Origin of the sequence: Pseudarthrobacter sp. L1SW, from assembly GCF_020809045.1 — a bacterium.
Taxonomy (GTDB): domain Bacteria; phylum Actinomycetota; class Actinomycetes; order Actinomycetales; family Micrococcaceae; genus Arthrobacter.
In genome coordinates this window covers 2,059,541-2,078,090 of record NZ_CP078079.1, presented here as the reverse complement: position 1 = coordinate 2,078,090, position 18,550 = coordinate 2,059,541, and the positions used below count along the sequence as shown (strand labels likewise).

Genomic DNA, 18,550 nt, shown 5'->3' with positions numbered 1-18,550 from the left:
AGGATGGGAAGATAAGGCGTGGCCCAACACTCTTTCGCCTCCCGCGCATACCGGGACGACGCCGTCGTACTGCGCACCCACAAGCTGGGCGAGGCGGACCGGATCATCACACTCCTGACCAAGCACCACGGACAGGTACGTGCCGTTGCCAAGGGGGTCCGGCGCACCAGCAGCCGTTTCGGCGCGCGCCTTGAGCCCTTTATGGTGGCGGACCTGCAGCTTGTGTCCGGGAAGACTCTGGACATCGTTACCCAGGCCGTGGCCAAGGGTGCTTACGGCGGGAACATCGCCGCGGACTACGGGCGGTACACGGTGGCCGCTGCCATGACGGAGACCGCTGAAAAGCTGACGGACGTGGACGGCGAGGCGGGGACAGCGCAGTACAACCTGCTGGTGGGCGCGCTGGCGTCCCTCAGCAGGGACGAACATGCCGCCGGACTGATCCTTGATTCCTACCTTCTCCGGGCCCTGGCCACCGGCGGCTGGGCCCCGAGCTTCACGGACTGCGCCCGCTGCGGGGCTGCCGGCCCCCACACCGCCTTCTCCGCCCCGCTGGGAGGAATGGTCTGCAGCGGATGCAGGCCCCCTGGCTCGCCGGCTCCGGCGCCGGAAACCGTGGACCTCCTGGCGGCACTGCTGACGGGCGACTGGACGACAGCGGACGGTTCCCTTCCCGTGCACCGGAAAGAAGCTGCCGGCCTGGTGGCCGCCTACCTGCAATGGCATCTTGAACGAGTCCTGAAGTCCCTCAAACATGTGGAGCGAAGCTGACAGTGGCCCTCGGCAAAAAGAACCCCGCGTCCCGTAAGCGCACCCACCCGGTGGTTGCCCCCTACCCGCATCCCTCCGGTGCAGTGGCACCCGCCATCCCCGCAGAGTTCATTCCCCGCCACGTGGCGATCGTGATGGACGGCAACGGGCGCTGGGCCAACCAGCGCGGACTGCCCCGGATTGAAGGGCACAAGGCAGGGGAGCCGGCGCTGCTGGATGTCATGGCTGGGGCCATTGAACTGGGTATCGAGTATGTCAGCGTGTATGCCTTTTCCACGGAGAACTGGCGCCGGTCGCCGGAGGAAGTGCGCTTCCTGATGGGATTTAACAAGGATGTGCTGCGCCGGCAGAGGAACCAGCTGGATGAATGGGGCGTGCGCGTCCGCTGGTCCGGCCGCAGGCCCCGGCTGTGGGGCTCGGTCATCCGGGAGCTTGAAGAGGCCGAGGAGTACACCGCCGGCAACAGCACGTGCACGTTGACCATGTGTGTTAATTACGGCGGCCGGGCTGAGATCACCGACGCCGTTTCGGCCATCGCCGCCGAGGTCGCCGCCGGCAGGCTGAAGCCGGGTGCCATCACGGAGAAGACCATCCAGAAGCACCTTGACGAGCCGGACCTGCCGGACGTCGACCTGTTCCTCCGCAGCTCGGGCGAGCAGCGGCTGTCCAACTTCCTGCTGTGGCAGTCCGCATACGCGGAGTTCGTCTTTATGGACACCCTGTGGCCGGACGTCGACCGCCGGACGCTGTGGGCGGCAGTGGAGGAGTATGCCCAGCGGGACCGCCGGTACGGCGGAGCAGTGGATGCTGCCGCGCCGGCGGCCCCTAGTCCGGATAGCCCCTAAGCCACGCTGCCAGGTCCCGGTAAGCTTCCTCCCGCACACCGTGGCGGGACAGGAAGACGTCGTGGATCGCACCGGGGTAACGGAAAACCGCCACCCGCCGGCCTAGGCGCAGCGCACGGTTCGCGGTTTCCTCCACATCAATGACGGCGTCCGCCGCCATCAGCTCAGCTGACCAGTCGACCTGTATGTGGGTCCGGTCCGACAGCATGACCAGCGCCGGGGCCTTGATGTCCAGCCTGCGCTCCACGGCGGCGTGGCCGGCAAGGACCGCCTTCGCCCAGCCAGCCCGGATGGGAAATGATGCCTTGGGCCGCCACAGGGGGTCGAAGTGCCACTCCCCGTGGGCCTCACTGCTGACGCTCTGCCAGTAGCCGGGCATCTCGGGAAGCCACAACGGACGGCGGGGGTCGGCCCTGGACAGCGGGTCCACCAGGTGCATGGCGATTGTGCGGATGATGCTGCTGCCCTGCAGCTCCAGCCAGGGGGCGTTCAAAATCAGGGTGCCCAACGCTTCAGGGTGCCGGTCCGCCCACAGCGCGGCGATCAGTCCGCCCAGGGAATGGGCCAGCAGATGAACCGTGGGCTTGACGTCCGGCCCCAATTCTTCCGCGAGGTCTTCCCTGATGGCGCTAATGGCCGCGGCCAGGTCCTCGTCGTAAACGGCCAGGTCATCAGTAAAGCCCGGCGTTTGCCAGGGGCGCAGGCTGCGGCCGAATTTCCGCAGGTCCACGGCGTAGAAGGGGAACCCGGCGTCGGTCAGGTACTCCGCGGCTTCCGCCTGGAGGAAGTAGTCCGCCCAGCCGTGGACATACAGGACCACGTTGACGGCCGCCCGTTGTCCCGCCGTCCCCTGCCGTGGCGCGTGCTGTGCGCAACGGACAAGCGTTGCGCACACTTCACCCTCGTCATCGGGCTCCAGCGCCAGCAAACGCTGCTTAAAACGCGGCCCCAGGAAATCGGCAGACCACAGGGCGGTGGTTGTTTCCGGGCCTGTGTGCCCGCCGTTCATCCGCTCTTCCAACTTTCGGACCGCTCGGGCTCCTCGTCCCCATAGGCCCTGAGCCAGCGTGCCAGCCGGGCGTAGGCATCCGCACGCACCGCGGCGGGGGAGAGGAACACGTCATGAAGGGCACCGCCTATCCGTTCAACGGTCACCGTACGGCCAAGGGTAAGGGCACGGGCGGCAATGATGTTGACGTCCAGTACGGCATCCGTCCGCCGCATCTCTTCAGACCAGAAGAGGCCGTTGGCGCTGCCGCTGGACAGCAGGACAAGGATGGGAACATCAATGTTAAGTCCCCGGGCCACCTTGGAGTGCCCGGCCAGCACCGCATTGAGCCAGCCTGCCCGGACGGGAAACGCCATAGGGGGACGGTACCGGTCATCCAGCGTCCATTCACCGTCCGCCGAACTGCTGATCGTCCGCCAGTAGAACCCACGCTCCGGAAGCCGAAGCACGGCTTCAGGCCGGAACCGCGCAACAGGCCCCACCATCCTGGACGCCGCACGCCGTACCAGGGAGCTTCCATGCATTTCCAGCCACGGGCTGTTCAGAACCAGCCGGGATACCCTGCCAGGGTGCCGGCTGGCCCACAGCGCCGCCACCAGCCCCCCTGTTGAATGGCCCATAAGGGTCAGTGAGGGGGCGGCGCCGTCCTGGCCGATCAGCCGGAACGCGGCTTCGATTTCAGCGTCATAATCCGTGAGGTCCGCGACGTACCCGCCCGGGAAGTCAGGACGCAGGCTCCTGCCGTGGTTGTGCATGTCCAGTGCGTAAAAGTCATAACCCGCCGTGGACCAGAAGCGGGCAAGGTCCACGTTGAAGAAATAGTCGCTCCAGCCATGCAGGAACAGGACGGCCCTGCGGCGGCCCGGGGATTGGGGCAACTTCCTGGGTGCGGGGCGGAACCGGACCAGGGTGGCCGTGCGCTCCACACCGTCCGGCCCGTGGCGCGGAAGGCATGTGACTCGAAGTCAGCGCCCAGGATGTCCTGCTGCCATTCCATGGGCTTATGCTAATCCGCCGCCGGTTTCCGCCGCCTCATTTTGGTCTGGGCCGTCCAAGACGGAAAACTAGGGGCATGCGCGTTTATCCCACATTCTTCAGGCTGGCCTTTTCATGGATGGACGCCGAGCGCGCCCACAAGATCGGATTCACGGGCATCAGGCTGGCGCATCGCTCCGGGGCGGGGAAATTCCTGGCGAAGCTGACAGCTCCCGCGCCGTCCCTCCAGACCACCGCTTTTGGATTAACCTTTCCTTCACCGTTCGGGCTTGCTGCCGGGTTCGACAAGGAAGGCCACGGAATCGAGGCGCTGACGGAGCTTGGCTTCGGCCACGTGGAAGTAGGTACCATCACCGGCCAGTCCCAGCCCGGCAACGAGAAACCGCGGCTCTTCCGGCTGGTGGAGGACCGGGCGGTCATCAACCGGATGGGATTCAACAATGACGGCGCAACGGCCGTGGCCCCGCGGCTTAAGGCCGCACGTGCAGCCCTCCAGCGGCGGCACCCGGGCGTTCGGCCCGTTATCGGCGTCAATATCGGCAAGACTAAAACGGTGGACCTGGCCGACGCCGTGGAGGATTACCTCGTCAGTGCCCGCAGCCTTGCACCGGCTGCGGACTACCTGGTGGTCAACGTAAGTTCCCCCAACACCCCAGGCCTCCGACTGCTGCAGGATGTGGAGTCGCTGCGGCCGCTGCTGACGGCTGTGGGTGCAGAAGCGGACAGGGCAGCAGGGCGCCATGTACCCCTGCTTGTGAAGATCGCCCCGGACCTCAGCGATGAGGATATCGACGACGTCGCACGGCTGGCGCTGGACCTCAAGCTGGACGGCATTATCGCCACCAACACCACCATCGCCAGGACCGGCCTGGCCTCACCGGCGGAAGAGGTGGAAAGGTGCGGCGCCGGAGGACTTTCGGGCGCACCGCTGAAGCAGCGTTCCCTTGAGGTGCTGCGGCGGCTAAAGCAGGTCACCGGTGACGCCCTCACCCTGGTGGCCGTCGGCGGCGTCGAAACAGCGCAGGACGTCCAGGACAGGCTCGACGCCGGGGCGACCCTCGTCCAGGGTTACACGGCTTTCCTTTATGAAGGACCGTTCTGGGCTGCCCGGATCAACCGCGAACTGGCCAAGGGCCACCGCTCCTAAGCCCCTCAAAAGGTGAAAAAACCCCGGCGGAAATCCGCCGGGGTTTTTATTGTCTGTTGGAGCGTGCCGCAGGGGGCTCAGGCCGGGTACTGGCCGCGCTTGACCTGGGGCTTGGGGAGGCGGAGCTTGCGGAACTGCAGGGAACGCATGGATCCGTACCAAACAGTTCCGCGCTCAACCTCGCCGAATTTCGCGGTGAGCCGCTTACGGAGCTGGCGGGACAGGATGAACACGTCCACGAAGACGGCCAGGAACATCACCCAGAAGCCGCCGAGGACGTAGATCATCATGTCACTGGACGCCGGGACCACCAAGGACACCAGGACGAAGACGAGGGCGCCGAACATCAAGTACTCACCGAGGCTGAAGCGGGCGTCCACATAGTCGCGGGCAAACCGTTTCTGCGGACCCTTGTCGCGCAGCGGCAGGAACCTTTCGTCACCGGTGTCCAGCGCCTGGCGCATCTTAAGCCGCTGGTCCTGGACTGCCTGGCGCTCGGCTGCCTTGGAGGCTTTCCGGTCCTCCGGGACCAGTGGCCGCCTGCGGGCCGCTTCCTGTGCTTTACGCGTGGGAGTCGGAGCCCCCTTGCCGGCCAATCCCTCTGGCCGCGCCGGCTCTGCAGCCTGTTGGTCTACTGTTTGCTGCGCCGAGGGCGCTTCCTTTTTACGTCCGAACACCAGAACAGAATACCTTGCGGCGGGGAACGGACGTCATGCCGAAGCCAGGCGTTGCCTGAAGCAGGTGATGTGACGCGGGTAATGTTTTGCCATGACTTCATCGCCGACGGCAACGCCGCACAACCACAGTGCCCTTCCATCCCCGGGCCTTGCAGGACACGGCTGGACGGAAGACCTCCGTACCGCCATTGACCGCTCCTTTGACCAGACCCTGGCCAGGCTCAAAGAACTGGTCGCCATCCCCGGCATCGCCTGGCCAAGCTTCGACCGGGCCCCGCTGGAACGCAGCGCCGAAGCCGTGGCGGAACTGCTCCGCGGCGTGGGTCTCGGGAACGTCCGGATCCTCGGCTGCGACAAGCCTGACGGCACTCCCGGAGGCCCCGCCGTCGTCGCCCAACGGCCTGCTGCTGACGGCAAGCCCACGATCCTCCTCTACGCCCACCACGACGTCCAGCCCACAGGGGACCGAAGCCTGTGGCAGACCGAACCTTTCACCGCTGTCGAGAAGGACGGACGGCTGTACGGCCGGGGCGCGGCGGACGATAAAGCCGGCATCATGGCGCACATAGCCGCCTATGCGGCGGTCACGGAAGTTCTTGGCAGTTCGCTGGGCCTCGGCGTCACCTTCTTCTTCGAGGGCGAGGAAGAAGCCGGCTCACCGACTTTCCGCCCGTTCCTGGAAGCAAATCGGGAACTGCTCCGCGCCGACGTGATCGTCGTCGCCGATTCCAGCAACTGGAAGGTGGGGGTGCCGGCGCTGACCACCAGCCTGCGGGGACTCGTGGACGGAACCATCGAAGTCCAGGTCCTTGGCCACGCCGTCCACTCCGGCATGTATGGGGGACCGGTGCTGGATGCGCCCACGCTCCTGTCGCGCCTCATTGCCACCCTGCACGACGACGAAGGAAATGTCGCGATCGAGGGGCTGGTGGCGCGGGATACAGCCACCGTGGACCTTTCCGAGGAGGACTACCGGGCAGACGCATCAGTGCTCGACGGCGTCCGGCTGGCAGGGTCGGGCAGCATCGCCTCCCGGTTGTGGACCAAGCCGGCCCTCTCCATCATCGGATTCGACGCTCCCTCGGTGGACGCGGCCTCGAACACCCTGCTGCCCCGCGCGCGGGCGAAGTTCAGCCTGCGCCTGGCTCCCGGCCAGGTCCCGGAGGAAGCCATGGAGGCCGTCCGCCGCCATGTGGAGGCGAACGCACCGTTCGGCGCCATGGTGACCTTCACGCCGGGGGAGAGCGGCAACCCGTTCCTGACCGACACGTCATCGCCGGCGGCAACATTGGCCATGTGGGCGCTGGGCGAGGCCTGGGGGGTCACGGCCGTTGAAACCGGGATCGGCGGATCCATTCCCTTTATTGCCGACCTCACGGAACTGTATCCGGACGTGCAGATCCTGGTGACCGGCGTGGAGGATCCGGACTCCCGGGCACACAGTGCCAACGAGTCCTTGCACCTTGGCGACTTCCGCAAGGCCATCCTTGCCGAGGCCCTGCTCCTGGCCCGGATTAACCACCAGGGACTCTGAGGCAGCGGCACCGGTTGGGGCCCTGTGCAGGACCGTCCCGGGGAACAACCCGGGACCTTCCATGGTTACGTTCAGGAGTTAGAGCTACACCTCCGCCCCGCGTAGCATGTAGCTATAGCCCATACCGAAACCGTAGGGGCAGGCGCCGCCAGCGCGGCGCCGCCAGACCGTCCTAAGAAGGTAGGCCAAATGAGCACCGCAACCAATGAGAACAGCACCGGTACCACCAGCACGGCCAGTGACGAACTGCCCGTCCACGAGGTCAAGCTGACCGACGTCGCCGCAGGCAAGGTACGCAGCCTTCTCGAGCAGGAAGGCCGTACGGATCTGCGCCTCCGGGTTGCAGTGCAGCCCGGCGGCTGCTCCGGACTGATCTACCAGCTCTACTTCGATGAGCGGCTCCTGGACGGAGACGCAGTCCGCGACTACGACGGCGTCGAAGTTGTCGTCGACAAGATGAGCGTTCCGTACCTCAGCGGCGCCAGCATCGACTTCGAGGACACCATCTCCAAGCAGGGCTTCACCATCGACAACCCGAACGCCGGCGGCTCCTGCGCGTGCGGCGATTCGTTCCACTAAGCCGGTTATTTCGCCCGATGCCGGCGCCGGATCTCCTGCCGAAAATATCGGTACGGAGGCACGGCGCCGACATGTGGGCGAAACGCCCGGCGGAGCGGTAAGCTCTACACCGAGTAGTAAAACTTTTAGTGTGCCCGGGGCGGCCAAGGCTGCCCGGACAACAGCAACAAGTAGGAAGGGCCGTCTGTGAGTTCGCAGAACCGAACCGGCAGCCGACGCAAAACGATCACAACGATCTCAAGCTTGGCAATTGCCGGCGCGTTGGTTTTGACCGGATGTTCGCCAGAGGTAGAGAAGGGGTGGCTGCCCACTGAACGTGGCACCACCAGCAACACCGACCGCATCATGGACCTCTGGGTCAACTCATGGATTGCCGCTCTGGTTGTGGGCATCATTACCTGGGGACTGATCGTGTGGTGCCTTGTTGCATACCGCCGCCGGAAGGGAACCGTCGGGTTCCCGCGGCAGACCAGCTTCAACCTGCCCCTTGAAGTCTTCTACCTGACCATCCCCCTGTTCATGGTCGTGGTGTTCTTCTACTTCACCGACCGTGACCAGCAGGCGATTGACAACCGCTCCCAGCCAGCCGACGTCGTTGTTGACGTCCGCGGCAAGCAGTGGGCATGGGACTTCAACTACAAGGCCGGCGACGTCATCCAGGAGGACGTCCACGAGGCCGGGGTTCAGGCGCACCTCACGGGCAACACCATCGACAAGGAAAAGCTGCCCACGCTGTACCTGCCGGTCAACAAGTCCGTTGACCTCGAGCTCAACGCACGCGACGTCATCCACTCCTTCTGGGTACCCGCCTTCCTCCAGAAGCGCGACATGATCCCGGGCAAGACCAACTACATCAGGTTCACCCCCACTAAAGAGGGCACCTACGACGGCAAGTGTGCCGAACTTTGCGGCGAGTACCACTCCGAAATGCTGTTCCGCGTGAAGGTGGTGTCGGAATCCGAATTCCAGGCCCACATGAACGATCTGCGCGAAGCGGGCAACACGGGTCTCCTCGGCGTCGAGTACGACCGCAACCCGAACGTGAACGAAATTAAGTAAGGGGAGCGACGTGGCCACGTACACTCAATCCGCACCCACCGGAGTCCTCGCAGCTCCCGTGGTTCCGAAGTCCAAGGGACGCATCGTCGTCAACTGGATCACCTCCACCGACCACAAGACCATCGGGTACATGTACCTGATCGCATCCTTCGTGTTCTTCTGCCTTGGCGGCGTCATGGCGTTGCTCATCCGTGCTGAGCTGTTCGAGCCCGGGATGCAGATCCTGCAGACCAAGGAACAGTACAACCAGCTGTTCACCATGCACGGCACCGTGATGCTGCTGATGTTCGCAACGCCACTCTTCGCCGGGTTTACGAACGTCATCATGCCGCTGCAGATCGGCGCGCCGGACGTCGCGTTCCCGCGCCTAAATGCGCTGGCGTTCTGGTTCTTCCTCTTCGGCTCCACCATTGCGGTGTCCGGCTTCATCACCCCGCAGGGCGCGGCGTCGTTCGGCTGGTTCGCCTACGCGCCGCTCTCCAACACCACCTTCAGCCCCGGCATCGGCGGGGACCTGTGGGTCTTTGGCCTGGCGCTGTCGGGCTTCGGCACCATCCTGGGTGCGGTCAACTTCATCACCACAATTGTCTGCATGCGCGCCCCGGGCATGACGATGTGGCGGATGCCGATCTTCACGTGGAACGCCCTGGTGACGTCCATACTGGTCCTGATGGCCTTCCCGCCGCTGGCGGCAGCACTGTTCGCCCTTGGCGCGGACCGCCGCTTCGGTGCCCACATCTTCGATCCTGAGAACGGCGGTGCCGTCCTTTGGCAGCACCTGTTCTGGTTCTTCGGCCACCCCGAGGTGTACATCATCGCGCTGCCGTTCTTCGGTATTGTTTCGGAGATCTTCCCGGTCTTCAGCCGTAAGCCGATCTTCGGCTACAAGGGCCTGGTTTACGCAACGATCGCCATCGCCGCGCTGTCCGTCACCGTGTGGGCCCACCACATGTACGTCACCGGCGCCGTGCTCCTGCCGTTCTTCGCCTTCATGACCATGCTCATCGCGGTCCCCACCGGCGTGAAGTTCTTCAACTGGATCGGCACCATGTGGCGCGGCTCGCTGACCTTCGAGACTCCGATGCTCTGGAGCATCGGCTTCCTGATCACGTTCCTGTTCGGCGGCCTGACCGGCATCATCCTGGCCTCCCCGCCGCTGGACTTCCACGTCTCCGATTCCTACTTCGTGGTGGCGCACTTCCACTACGTGGTGTTCGGCACCGTGGTGTTTGCCATGTTCGCCGGGTTCTACTTCTGGTGGCCCAAGTTCACCGGGAAGATGCTCAATGAACGCCTGGGCAAGATCCACTTCTGGCTCCTCTTCCTGGGCTTCCACGGCACGTTCCTCATCCAGCACTGGCTGGGCGTCGAGGGCATGCCCCGCCGGTACGCGGACTACCTGGTGGAGGACAACTTCACCTGGATGAACCAGTTCTCCACGGTGGCCTCGTTCGTCCTGGGTGCCTCGCTGATTCCGTTCTTCTGGAACGTGTACATCACGTGGCGCAGCGCTGAAAAGGTCCAGGTGGATGATCCGTGGGGCTTCGGCGCGTCACTGGAATGGGCCACGTCCTGCCCGCCGCCGCGGCACAACTTCACCTCGCTGCCCAGGATCCGCTCGGAGCGGCCCGCCCTGGACCTGCACCACCCGGAACTCCGCCAGGTCCACACCGTTGAGTCGCCGGCTCCGGCCGCCAAGGTACTCGGAAACGCCGACCAGAGGGACAACTGACAATGAAAATTGAATCTTGGATTTTTGGTGCCGGAGTTTTCTTCTTCGTCCCGGTGTCCCTGGTATACGGCTTCCTCACCAACTGGGGTGAGTGGGTGGGCATCCTCGGCATCCTGCTGGTGGGCGGTCTCGCCGGCATGATCGGCGGATACCTCGGATTCACCGGCAAGCGTGTCGGCATGCGTCCCGAGGACCGCAGCGATGCTGAGATCCACGAGGGCGCCGGCGAGCAGGGGCACTTCAGCCCCTGGAGCTGGTGGCCGCTGGTCCTGGGCATTGCCTGCGCCACGGGCTTCCTTGGCCTTGCAGTCGGTTTCTGGATTGTGTTCATTGCAGGCGGACTGGCTGTCGTGGCACTTATTGGCTGGGTGTACGAATACAGCCGCGGAGACCACGCACACTAGCGCTTCTTGCTCATAACGACGTCGGGCCCCACCTTTGGTGGGGCCCGACGTCCTAGTTAAGGCACTTGGCAAGTCCTAGGCGCTGCCCTGCGACTCCAGCAGCTCACCGAGCGCCCGGAGGGCATCCTCGGCCTTCTGGCGGCCCACCGCGCCGCTGAGCGCGGCGTCGCTGATGCCCAGTTCCACTTTGCATCCCTGGTGAAAGTCCGCCGCCATCACCTGCAGGAGCGAGCGGGCGTCAACATCAGGGGTGCCCGCCTTCGAAATGGTTACTGGCAGTCCGGTTTCCGTAACAGCCCGGACGAAGACTGCGGCAGGTCGGGCGTGCAGCCCCACCGGGGCTTTGACCACGGCCTTATGTGTTGGCAAAGGGACTCCTTCGTTATGACGGCCCCCCGCCGTCGACATCGCGTTTTCATGTCAAATATAGGGCCTGCCACCCGGCCCTGCTAAACCGCTGGGCAGGGTGGCCAAAGCTGGTCTAGACCTGACCTAAAATTGGAGGGTGAACTTCAATGCAGGGGAGATGACCCATGCCTGCTAGCGCGGCAGCCATCGGTGGCGAAATTGACCGGGGCAGTGGCACGGCAATCTACGTACAGTTGCGTGAGATCCTGCGGACGTACATCGCCGACTCCTGCCCGCCCGGATCGGCCCTGCCCTCCGAGAGGGATCTCGCCGAACGGTTTGGCCTTGCCCGCATGACCGTGCGCCAGGCCATTGATGCGCTGGTTGGCGAAGAAGTGATTGAGCGGGTGGTTGGTTTGGGGACCTTCGTCCGCCGGCCGAAGCTCGATCTCCAGGTAAAGCTGACCTCCTACAGCGAGGAGATGCAGCGGCGGGGGATGGTTCCCGCGGCGAAGGTCCTGAGCTTTGAGCAGATTGCTGCCAGTGCGTTCCTTGCCCGCGAACTGCAGCTGGACGAAGGAACCCCGTTGGTGCGTTTCCGGCGCCTGCTGCTGGCCGACGGGGAACCCATGAGCGTTGACGAGAACTTCATTCCAGCGCACCGGGTGCCGGGCCTGCTCGACGGCGAACCGCCCACCTCGCTGTACAACGTCCTCAGCGAGCAATTCGGGCTGGTGATGGAGTGGGGCGAGGACATGATCGAGGCTACCGCGGCGTCCCCGTCCACGGCCCGGTTGCTGAACGTTGAAGTGGGTGCGCCGCTTCTGAAGATCCAGCGGCATGCATTCGTTGCCCGGGCAATGGTTGACTATTCCGTTTCGTACTACCGCGCGGACAGATACAAGCTGTGGGTTCCGCTGCAGCGGCCCGGTGCCCGCCGGTCGCGAAACCACTGAGACGACTGTTGCCGCGGAGACACGCCGTGCAGCCCATGGCTGCAACAGCAGCCAGGTAAAAGACAAAAAGGAAGGCCCGGTCCACATTGGACCGGGCCTTCCTGCTTTGCCATATGAACCCTAGTGGGACAGGCTCTTTGCTTCCTCAGGTGCTTCCACTGCAGCGTGGCCGTGGCCGTGCGCAGCTTCAAGCTCAGCGGGAGTTGCCGGCGCAACGCGGTCCTCGAAGAACCACTTCGACAGGAATGCGCGGCGCTTCTCCTTACGGGTCACCACGCCGTGTTCGTTCGGTACGGCAGGAAGAACTTCAGGCGATTCGAAGCCGACCAGCTTGTAGCGCTTGTACTCATCCAGGGGAGCGTGGACCTCGATGAACTCCCCGTGCGGGAGGCGGACAATACGGCCCGTCTCGCGTCCGTGCAGGGCGATCTCCCGGTCCTTGCGCTGAAGGGCCAAGGCCACACGCTTGGTAACGACGAAGGCAATAATCGGCCCGACGAAGAACAGGGCCCGCAGCCAGTACGTGACGTCGTTCAGGGAGACATGGAAGTGGGTTGCAATGAGGTCGGAGCCTGCAGCTGCCCACATGACGCAGTACCAGACGAAGCCAGCCATACCGATGGCCGTACGGGTGGGCGCGTTCCGGGGACGGTCAAGGACGTGGTGCTCGCGCTCGTCCTTGGTGACCCACCGTTCGATCCACGGGTACATGAACATGATCGTGAACAGGATACCCGCCGGGACCAGGGCCGGGAGCAGGACGTTCAGCGTGAGCGTGTAGCCGAAGATCACGTACTCGAAGTGGAAGTCGCCAATGACGCCCGGCATCAGGCGCAGTGCGCCGTCAACAAATCCGATGTACCAGTCGGGCTGGGTACCGGCGGATACGGGGGAGGGGTCGTAGGGCCCGTAGTTCCAGATCGGGTTGATCGTGAAGAAGCCTGCCATCAGGGCCAGGACGCCGAAGACGATGAAGAAGAATCCGCCGGCCTTGGCTGCATAGACCGGACCCAGGGGGTAGCCGACAACGTTGTTGTCGTTGCGGCCGGGGCCGGGGTACTGGGTGTGCTTGTGGACAACCACCATGAAAAGGTGCAGGACGATCATGAGCAGGATCAGTGCCGGCACCAGCAGGATGTGGAGCATGTACAGGCGCCCGATGATGGCCGTGCCCGGGAATTCTCCTCCAAAGAGGAAGAACGAGATGTAGGTGCCGATGACCGGGATGGACTTGATCACGCCGTCGATGATGCGCAGGCCGTTTCCGGAGAGCAGGTCATCAGGGAGTGAGTAGCCGGTGAAGCCGGCGGCCATGGCGAGGATGAGCAGGACGCCACCCACCACCCAGTTCATTTCGCGGGGCTTGCGGAAGGCGCCGGTGAAAAAGACCCTCAGCATGTGCACTGCGATGGACGCCACGAACAGCAGTGCTGCCCAGTGGTGGACCTGGCGCATAAACAGGCCGCCGCGGATGTCAAAGGAGATGTCGAGCGACGAGCTGTACGCCACGGACATCTCGACGCCCTTCAGCGGAACGTACGACCCGTCGTAGTGCGTCTCCGCCATGGACGGATCAAAGAAGAATGTCAGGAACGTGCCCGAAAGCAGGAGGATGACAAACGAGTAGAGGGCCACTTCGCCGAACATGAAGGACCAGTGGTCCGGGAAGACCTTGCGGCCGAATTCGCGGAGGATCCCGGAACCGCCCACACGTGCATCGACGAAGTCGGTAAACCGCCCCGTCTTGGTTTTGGCGACGAAAGCCGGCTCAGCTGTTGATGCTGCGCTCATGCATATCACGCTCCCAGTAACTTGGTCCTACGGGTTCTTTGAAGTCGCTCGTGGCGACCAAGTAGCCCTCGTCGTCAACTGCGATGGGCAGCTGGGGGAGAGGCCGGCTGGCGGGGCCGAAGATCACCTTGCACTCTTGGGTGAGGTCGAAGGTGGACTGGTGGCACGGGCACAGCAGGTGGTGCGTCTGCTGCTCGTACAGAGCAACAGGGCAGCCGACATGGGTGCAGATCTTGGAGTAGGCAACGATGCCGTTGTAGCCCCAGTCCTCACGGCCCTCGGAGGGGTTCAGCGATGCCGGGTCCAGCCGCATAAGCAGCACAACTGCCTTGGCCTTTTCGTTGAGCTTGCCCTCGTGGAGTTCGTTCAGCCCTTCCGGGATGACGTGGAAAGCGGAGCCGATGGTGACGTCGGAAGCCTTGATGGGCGTCCCGTCAGGATCACGGGCAAGCCGCTTGAGCTTGCCTTCCTGGGGTGCCCACATGGTGTGGGCCAGCTTGTTGTCCGGACGCGGTCCGAGGTCACCGAACATGGCGATGGCCGGCAGCGGCGCCAGGGCAACAGCACCCAGGAGGGTGTTCCGGATCAGCGGACGGCGCTTGATGCCCGTCTCTTCGACGATGTCATCGACAATGCGGACCGCCGCCTGGCGGTCCTCCTCGTAGCGGATCGCGTGGCGTTCCTCGGAGACTTCGTGGTCCGGCATGAGGGCCTTGGCCCAGTGCACAATGCCGGTACCGATGCCAAGCATGGCAAATGCGGTGCCAAGGCCGAGCAGCATGTTCTGCAGCCTTATGGTGCCGATGCTCGAGTCTTCGCCTCCCAGGTCGATGGCGAAGTACGCCACCAGGAAGATCAGGGTTCCAACAACAGAGATGCCAAATAGTAAGGCGACCTGCCGTTCTGCCCGCTTTGCGGCCTTCGGGTCCGTGTCAGCCAGGCGCAAACGGTGCGGAGGGATTCCAGGATCCTGGAATTTCTCCACCTCATTCTGACCAGCCGTAGCTACGGTGCCCGAGTGGTTCGGACTGCCGTCACTATGGTTGCCCATAATTCGCCTCATCCTTCTCTCGTCCCGGCGGTTGCCGGGTTAGTTTCTAATATCAAGCTGCTGAAGGATCAGCAGAAGTGTGTGGTGGTTCCCCGGGGTCAAGAGGTCCGGGAAGTCAGCCAGATAGTGAAGGCGATGATGACACCGAGGCCGGCAACCCAGACAAACAGGCCTTCTGCCACCGGGCCCAAGGATCCGAGGTCTGCTCCGCCGGGCGAACCGGTGGTCTCGATCTGCTTCAGGAAGGTGATGATGTCGCGCTTGCCTTCAGGGGTGATGTTCGAATCGCTGAACACGGGCATGTTCTGCGGGCCGGTGGCCATGGCTTCGTAGATGTGCTTGCCGGATACGTCCGCCAGGGCCGGGGCGAACTTGCCGCGGGTCAGGGCACCACCGGCAGCAGCCGCGTTGTGGCACATGGCGCAGTTGGTGCGGAACAGTTCGCCGCCGGCAGCGGCGTCACCGCCTTCATCAAGCAGGCTTTCTTCGGGAACTGCCGGGCCGGCGCCCAGGGAAGCAACATAGGCTGAAAGCTGCCGGGTCTGCTCATCGTTGAACTGGACGGGCTTCTTCATGGCCTGGGGGCCGTTCATCTGCATCGGCATGCGGCCGGTGCCCACTTGGAAGTCAACGGCTGCTGCGCCAACGCCAACCAGCGAAGGACCGTCCTGGCTTCCGCTTGCGCCCATGCCGTGGCAGGTGGCGCAGTTGGCGGCGAACAGCTTGCCGCCCTCTTCCACGTCATTGGCGCTGTAGGAAGTGGTGGAGGCCTTTGCCTCGTTGACGGTGGTGGCCGCGGCGTACAGCCCACCCGTGATGAGGAGCCCCATCAGGAGCAGCGCTAGTGCTGCTAGTGGGTGACGCCGCTTTTGTGAGAGTGCCTTCACGTGGTGGTTCCTTTATTCGATCCTGCGCCGGCTCCGGGAGCCGCTACCTGAAATTCTGCCTCTTGTAGAAAAAGAATCAAAGCTGGCTACTTGAGTACGTAGATGACCAGGAAGAGGCCGATCCACACGACGTCCACGAAGTGCCAGTAGTAAGAGGTGACAATCGCTGATGTCGCTTCGAAATGCCCGAACTTCTTCGCGGCGAAGGACCGGCCCATGATGAGCAGGAAGGCGATGAGCCCGCCGATGACGTGGAGGCCGTGGAAGCCGGTGGTCATGTAGAAGGCGGAGCCGTAGGCGTTGGAGGACAGCGAGACGTGCTCAGAGACCAGCATTGCGTACTCGGTGGTCTGTCCGGCAACGAAGAATGCGCCCATAAGGAAGGTCAGGGTGAACCATTCGTTCATACCCCAGCGGGCGAATTGGAACGCACCCCCGGTCCGGCGCGGCTGCAGCCGTTCGGCCGCGAAGACGCCCATCTGGCAAGTAAAGGAACTGGCCACGAGGACGATGGTGTTAACGAGCGCAAAGGGGAAGTTGAGCTTGGCTGTCTCCTCGGCCCACATCTGCGCACTCGTGGAGCGCAGTGTGAAGTACATGGCGAAGAGACCGGCGAAGAACATCAACTCGCTGGACAGCCACACAACGGTTCCGACGGAAACCATGTTGGGGCGGTTCAGCGTGGGGTGCGCCGGGGTACTGGGGGCATGGGTCGCAGATGTCACATAGACATTATGTCTGTAAAAGTCCGTGCTGCCCAACGCAAACCGCCTTTTCGGAGGACTTTTTCTACAAAGACGCGAAATCGCCTGGAAAAGTTCCCGGAGGGGTTCATATTGGTCACTCCCGGGCAACGGTCGATAGCATCAGGAGGTGACTTCACAGGCTCCCGCACCGTCCGGCAATTCTTGGCCCCGCCTGATCTCCGCCCTGATCGGCGGAGCTGACCTTACGGCGGACAATACCTCCTGGGCGATGGACACCATCATGGCGGGGGAGGCCACACCTGCACAGATTGCCGGATTCCTGGTGGCACTAAGCTCCAAGGGTGAAACGGTTGAGGAGCTTTCGGGCCTGGTGGAAGCCATGCTTGCGCATGCAAGGCCAGTGACCATTTCGGGCGAAAAGCTGGACATCGTGGGCACCGGCGGCGACCAGTTGAACACCGTGAATATCTCCACCATGGCGGCCCTGGTCGCCGCGGGAGCCGGCGCCAAGGTGGTCAAGCACGGCAACCGGGCCGCGTCGTCGTCGTCAGGCTCTGCCGATGTGCTCGAAGCCTTGGGCGTGCGGCTGGACCTGTCCGTCGAGGAGGTGGCACGCAACGCCGAAGAAGCCGGCATCACGTTCTGCTTCGCGCAGGTGTTCCACCCCTCGTTCCGGCACACCGCGGTTCCGCGGCGGGAGCTGGCCGTTCCCACTGCTTTCAACTTCCTCGGCCCCCTCACAAACCCTGCCAAGGTCCAGGCCTCAGCAGTCGGCGTCGCAAACGCCAGGATGGCGCCCCTGGTAGCCGGCGTGCTGGCTCAGCGGGGGAGCAGGGGCCTGGTATTCCGCGGCAACGACGGCCTCGACGAACTCACCACCACAGGGCCCTCGACAGTGTGGGAAATCCGTGATGGCCGGGTCACCGAACTGACTTTCTCTCCGCAGGACCTGGGGATCCGCCTTGCCACCGTGGAACAGTTGCGGGGCGGAAACGCAGAGGTAAACGCTGCCGTTGTCCGCGATGTCCTGGCCGGCAAGGAAGGCCCTGTCAGGGATGCCGTCCTGGTTAATGCAGCGGCCGGACTTGTGGCCTTTGATGAATCCGCAGAGGGCCCGTTCCTTGACCGGATGCGCAAGGCTTTTGTCCGCGCGGCCGAGTCCATTGATTCCGGGGCCGCCGCGGCCGTCCTTGGGAAGTGGGTCGCGCTCACCGCCCGGTGAGCGCCGGAGTTGCCTGCCCGCTACTGTTCAAAGCCCAGCGCGAACGCTGCGTCCAGATCGTGCTGTGAGTACGCGCGGAAAGCGATGTGGGTCGTGGTGTGGACCACCGCAGGGACCTTGGAAAGCCTGTCCGCGATGACGTCGGCCAGGTCCTCGTGCCGGGGAACCCGGGCCACTGCGATAAGGTCCCATTCGCCGGTGACGGAGTAAACCTCGCTGATCCCCTCGATAGCGGAGATTTCCTCGGCTGTCTCGGGTATGCGGGCGGCGTCGGTCTTGATCAGAACGAATGCAGTGATCACGTTGAACCCTTCCGGATCTGTTGCGCCGTAGCAGTGCCCGGCAAGCTTCTCCTGCCAGCCTATTACATCGGCAGTTGCTTGCGGCCGTACCATCCTGCGCCTGTTCAGGCGTCGCGGCGGCGCTTGAGCCCCGCCGCCAGCAGGCGGTAGCCAAGCAGCAGGACGCCCAGGCTAAGCAAGGCCACAATGACGAACGGGAGCACCACGGTCTGGCTCGTCAGGGCGCGCAGTGCCATCCCTCCCGCCACGCTGCCGAGCCAAACGGCAATGCCCGTCCGGCGTACCGAAAGGGGATCCCGCCAGGCCCTTGCGATAAGCCATCCCATCGCAGCTCCGGCCAGGAACGGCCAGGCAGTCAGCAGCACCCCGGTCACCACTTCGCCGCGCTGGTGGGCGTCGCGGCCGACGGCGGCGAACACCAGGATCATGGCGGCGTCGGCTCCCGCCGCGGCCACCGCCAGGCGGAGGGCCTGCGGTCTTGCGGTCTTCTCATTGCGGGAAGTCATGGAATCGAGCTTAACGCCAGCCGTTGT

19 protein-coding genes and 1 pseudogene are annotated in these 18,550 nt (G+C 64.0%); 10 read left to right on the top strand and 10 right to left on the bottom strand.

Annotated features, from left to right (window positions below):
* The first annotated feature begins 18 nt into the window (after positions 1–18).
* Positions 19–771 (top strand): DNA repair protein RecO, encoded by a 753-nt coding sequence (recO, locus tag KTR40_RS09540; RefSeq protein WP_228403488.1) that lies wholly within the window; start codon positions 19–21, stop codon positions 769–771.
* A 2-nt stretch (positions 772–773) separates the two neighbouring features.
* Complete coding sequence (locus KTR40_RS09535; protein WP_139029227.1) at positions 774–1,616, top strand: isoprenyl transferase; 843 nt, start codon at positions 774–776, stop codon at positions 1,614–1,616.
* On the opposite strand, the gene KTR40_RS09530 is transcribed toward KTR40_RS09535, so the two are convergent.
* Complete coding sequence (locus tag KTR40_RS09530) at positions 1,597–2,625, bottom strand: alpha/beta hydrolase (RefSeq protein ID WP_228403487.1); 1,029 nt, start codon at positions 2,623–2,625, stop codon at positions 1,597–1,599. The two genes, KTR40_RS09535 and KTR40_RS09530, sit on opposite strands and share 20 nt — an antisense overlap.
* A pseudogene (locus KTR40_RS09525) lies at positions 2,622–3,622 on the bottom strand (alpha/beta hydrolase). Before KTR40_RS09525 ends, KTR40_RS09530 begins: the two are co-directional and overlap by 4 nt.
* A gap of 75 nt (positions 3,623–3,697) precedes the next feature.
* On the opposite strand from KTR40_RS09525, the gene KTR40_RS09520 reads away from it, so the two are divergent.
* Complete coding sequence (locus tag KTR40_RS09520) at positions 3,698–4,768, top strand: quinone-dependent dihydroorotate dehydrogenase (protein ID WP_228403486.1); 1,071 nt, start codon at positions 3,698–3,700, stop codon at positions 4,766–4,768.
* 77 nt (positions 4,769–4,845) lie between these two features.
* On the opposite strand, the gene KTR40_RS09515 is transcribed toward KTR40_RS09520, so the two are convergent.
* Positions 4,846–5,445 (bottom strand): DUF3043 domain-containing protein, encoded by a 600-nt coding sequence (locus KTR40_RS09515; RefSeq protein ID WP_139029223.1) that lies wholly within the window; start codon positions 5,443–5,445, stop codon positions 4,846–4,848.
* Positions 5,446–5,536: 91 nt separating this feature from the next.
* Between KTR40_RS09515 and KTR40_RS09510 the strand changes: the two genes are divergently transcribed.
* The 5 genes from KTR40_RS09510 to KTR40_RS09490 all read left to right on the top strand — a co-directional run bounded on the left by KTR40_RS09510 (position 5,537) and on the right by KTR40_RS09490 (position 10,753).
* Positions 5,537–6,979: a dipeptidase gene (locus tag KTR40_RS09510; RefSeq protein ID WP_228403485.1), complete on the top strand. Its 1,443-nt coding sequence runs from the start codon at positions 5,537–5,539 to the stop codon at positions 6,977–6,979.
* A gap of 189 nt (positions 6,980–7,168) precedes the next feature.
* Positions 7,169–7,558: an iron-sulfur cluster assembly accessory protein gene (locus KTR40_RS09505; protein ID WP_066275924.1), complete on the top strand. Its 390-nt coding sequence runs from the start codon at positions 7,169–7,171 to the stop codon at positions 7,556–7,558.
* 186 nt (positions 7,559–7,744) lie between these two features.
* On the top strand, positions 7,745–8,617 hold the full coding sequence (coxB, locus tag KTR40_RS09500) for a cytochrome c oxidase subunit II (RefSeq protein WP_139029221.1): 873 nt from the start codon (positions 7,745–7,747) through the stop codon (positions 8,615–8,617).
* A 10-nt stretch (positions 8,618–8,627) separates the two neighbouring features.
* A complete protein-coding gene (gene ctaD / locus KTR40_RS09495) occupies positions 8,628–10,349 on the top strand; it encodes a cytochrome c oxidase subunit I (protein WP_139029220.1) in 1,722 nt (573 codons plus the stop codon).
* Positions 10,350–10,351: 2 nt separating this feature from the next.
* A complete protein-coding gene (locus tag KTR40_RS09490; protein ID WP_139029219.1) occupies positions 10,352–10,753 on the top strand; it encodes a cytochrome c oxidase subunit 4 in 402 nt (133 codons plus the stop codon).
* Positions 10,754–10,828: 75 nt separating this feature from the next.
* Here the strand turns inward: KTR40_RS09490 and KTR40_RS09485 are convergent, their stop codons facing one another.
* Positions 10,829–11,122, bottom strand: coding sequence for an HPr family phosphocarrier protein (locus tag KTR40_RS09485; protein WP_139029218.1), 294 nt, complete (start codon positions 11,120–11,122; stop codon positions 10,829–10,831).
* 164 nt (positions 11,123–11,286) lie between these two features.
* Here KTR40_RS09485 and KTR40_RS09480 point away from each other — a divergent pair, with 164 nt between their 5' ends.
* A complete protein-coding gene (locus KTR40_RS09480; protein WP_139029217.1) occupies positions 11,287–12,057 on the top strand; it encodes a GntR family transcriptional regulator in 771 nt (256 codons plus the stop codon).
* A gap of 120 nt (positions 12,058–12,177) precedes the next feature.
* Here KTR40_RS09480 and KTR40_RS09475 read toward each other — a convergent pair whose 3' ends face one another.
* The 4 genes from KTR40_RS09475 to KTR40_RS09460 form a co-directional block, all read right to left on the bottom strand.
* The gene (locus KTR40_RS09475; RefSeq protein WP_139029216.1) at positions 12,178–13,848 is read right to left on the bottom strand and encodes a ubiquinol-cytochrome c reductase cytochrome b subunit; all 1,671 of its coding nucleotides are present in this window, start codon (positions 13,846–13,848) and stop codon (positions 12,178–12,180) included.
* Positions 13,826–14,899: a ubiquinol-cytochrome c reductase iron-sulfur subunit gene (locus tag KTR40_RS09470; protein WP_139029215.1), complete on the bottom strand. Its 1,074-nt coding sequence runs from the start codon at positions 14,897–14,899 to the stop codon at positions 13,826–13,828. The genes KTR40_RS09475 and KTR40_RS09470 overlap by 23 nt, the downstream gene beginning before the upstream one ends.
* A gap of 98 nt (positions 14,900–14,997) precedes the next feature.
* Positions 14,998–15,786 (bottom strand): c-type cytochrome, encoded by a 789-nt coding sequence (locus KTR40_RS09465; protein WP_139029214.1) that lies wholly within the window; start codon positions 15,784–15,786, stop codon positions 14,998–15,000.
* A gap of 86 nt (positions 15,787–15,872) precedes the next feature.
* Positions 15,873–16,430, bottom strand: a complete 558-nt coding sequence (locus KTR40_RS09460; protein WP_240793685.1) for a heme-copper oxidase subunit III — start codon at positions 16,428–16,430, stop codon at positions 15,873–15,875.
* Positions 16,431–16,659: 229 nt separating this feature from the next.
* Here KTR40_RS09460 and trpD point away from each other — a divergent pair, with 229 nt between their 5' ends.
* Complete coding sequence (gene trpD, locus KTR40_RS09455; protein ID WP_139029213.1) at positions 16,660–17,715, top strand: anthranilate phosphoribosyltransferase; 1,056 nt, start codon at positions 16,660–16,662, stop codon at positions 17,713–17,715.
* Between the two features lie 20 nt (positions 17,716–17,735).
* Here the strand turns inward: trpD and KTR40_RS09450 are convergent, their stop codons facing one another.
* Positions 17,736–18,017: an Lrp/AsnC family transcriptional regulator gene (locus KTR40_RS09450; protein ID WP_139029459.1), complete on the bottom strand. Its 282-nt coding sequence runs from the start codon at positions 18,015–18,017 to the stop codon at positions 17,736–17,738.
* A gap of 104 nt (positions 18,018–18,121) precedes the next feature.
* Positions 18,122–18,523 (bottom strand): DUF3054 domain-containing protein, encoded by a 402-nt coding sequence (locus KTR40_RS09445; RefSeq protein ID WP_139029212.1) that lies wholly within the window; start codon positions 18,521–18,523, stop codon positions 18,122–18,124.
* Positions 18,524–18,550 lie beyond the last annotated feature (27 nt).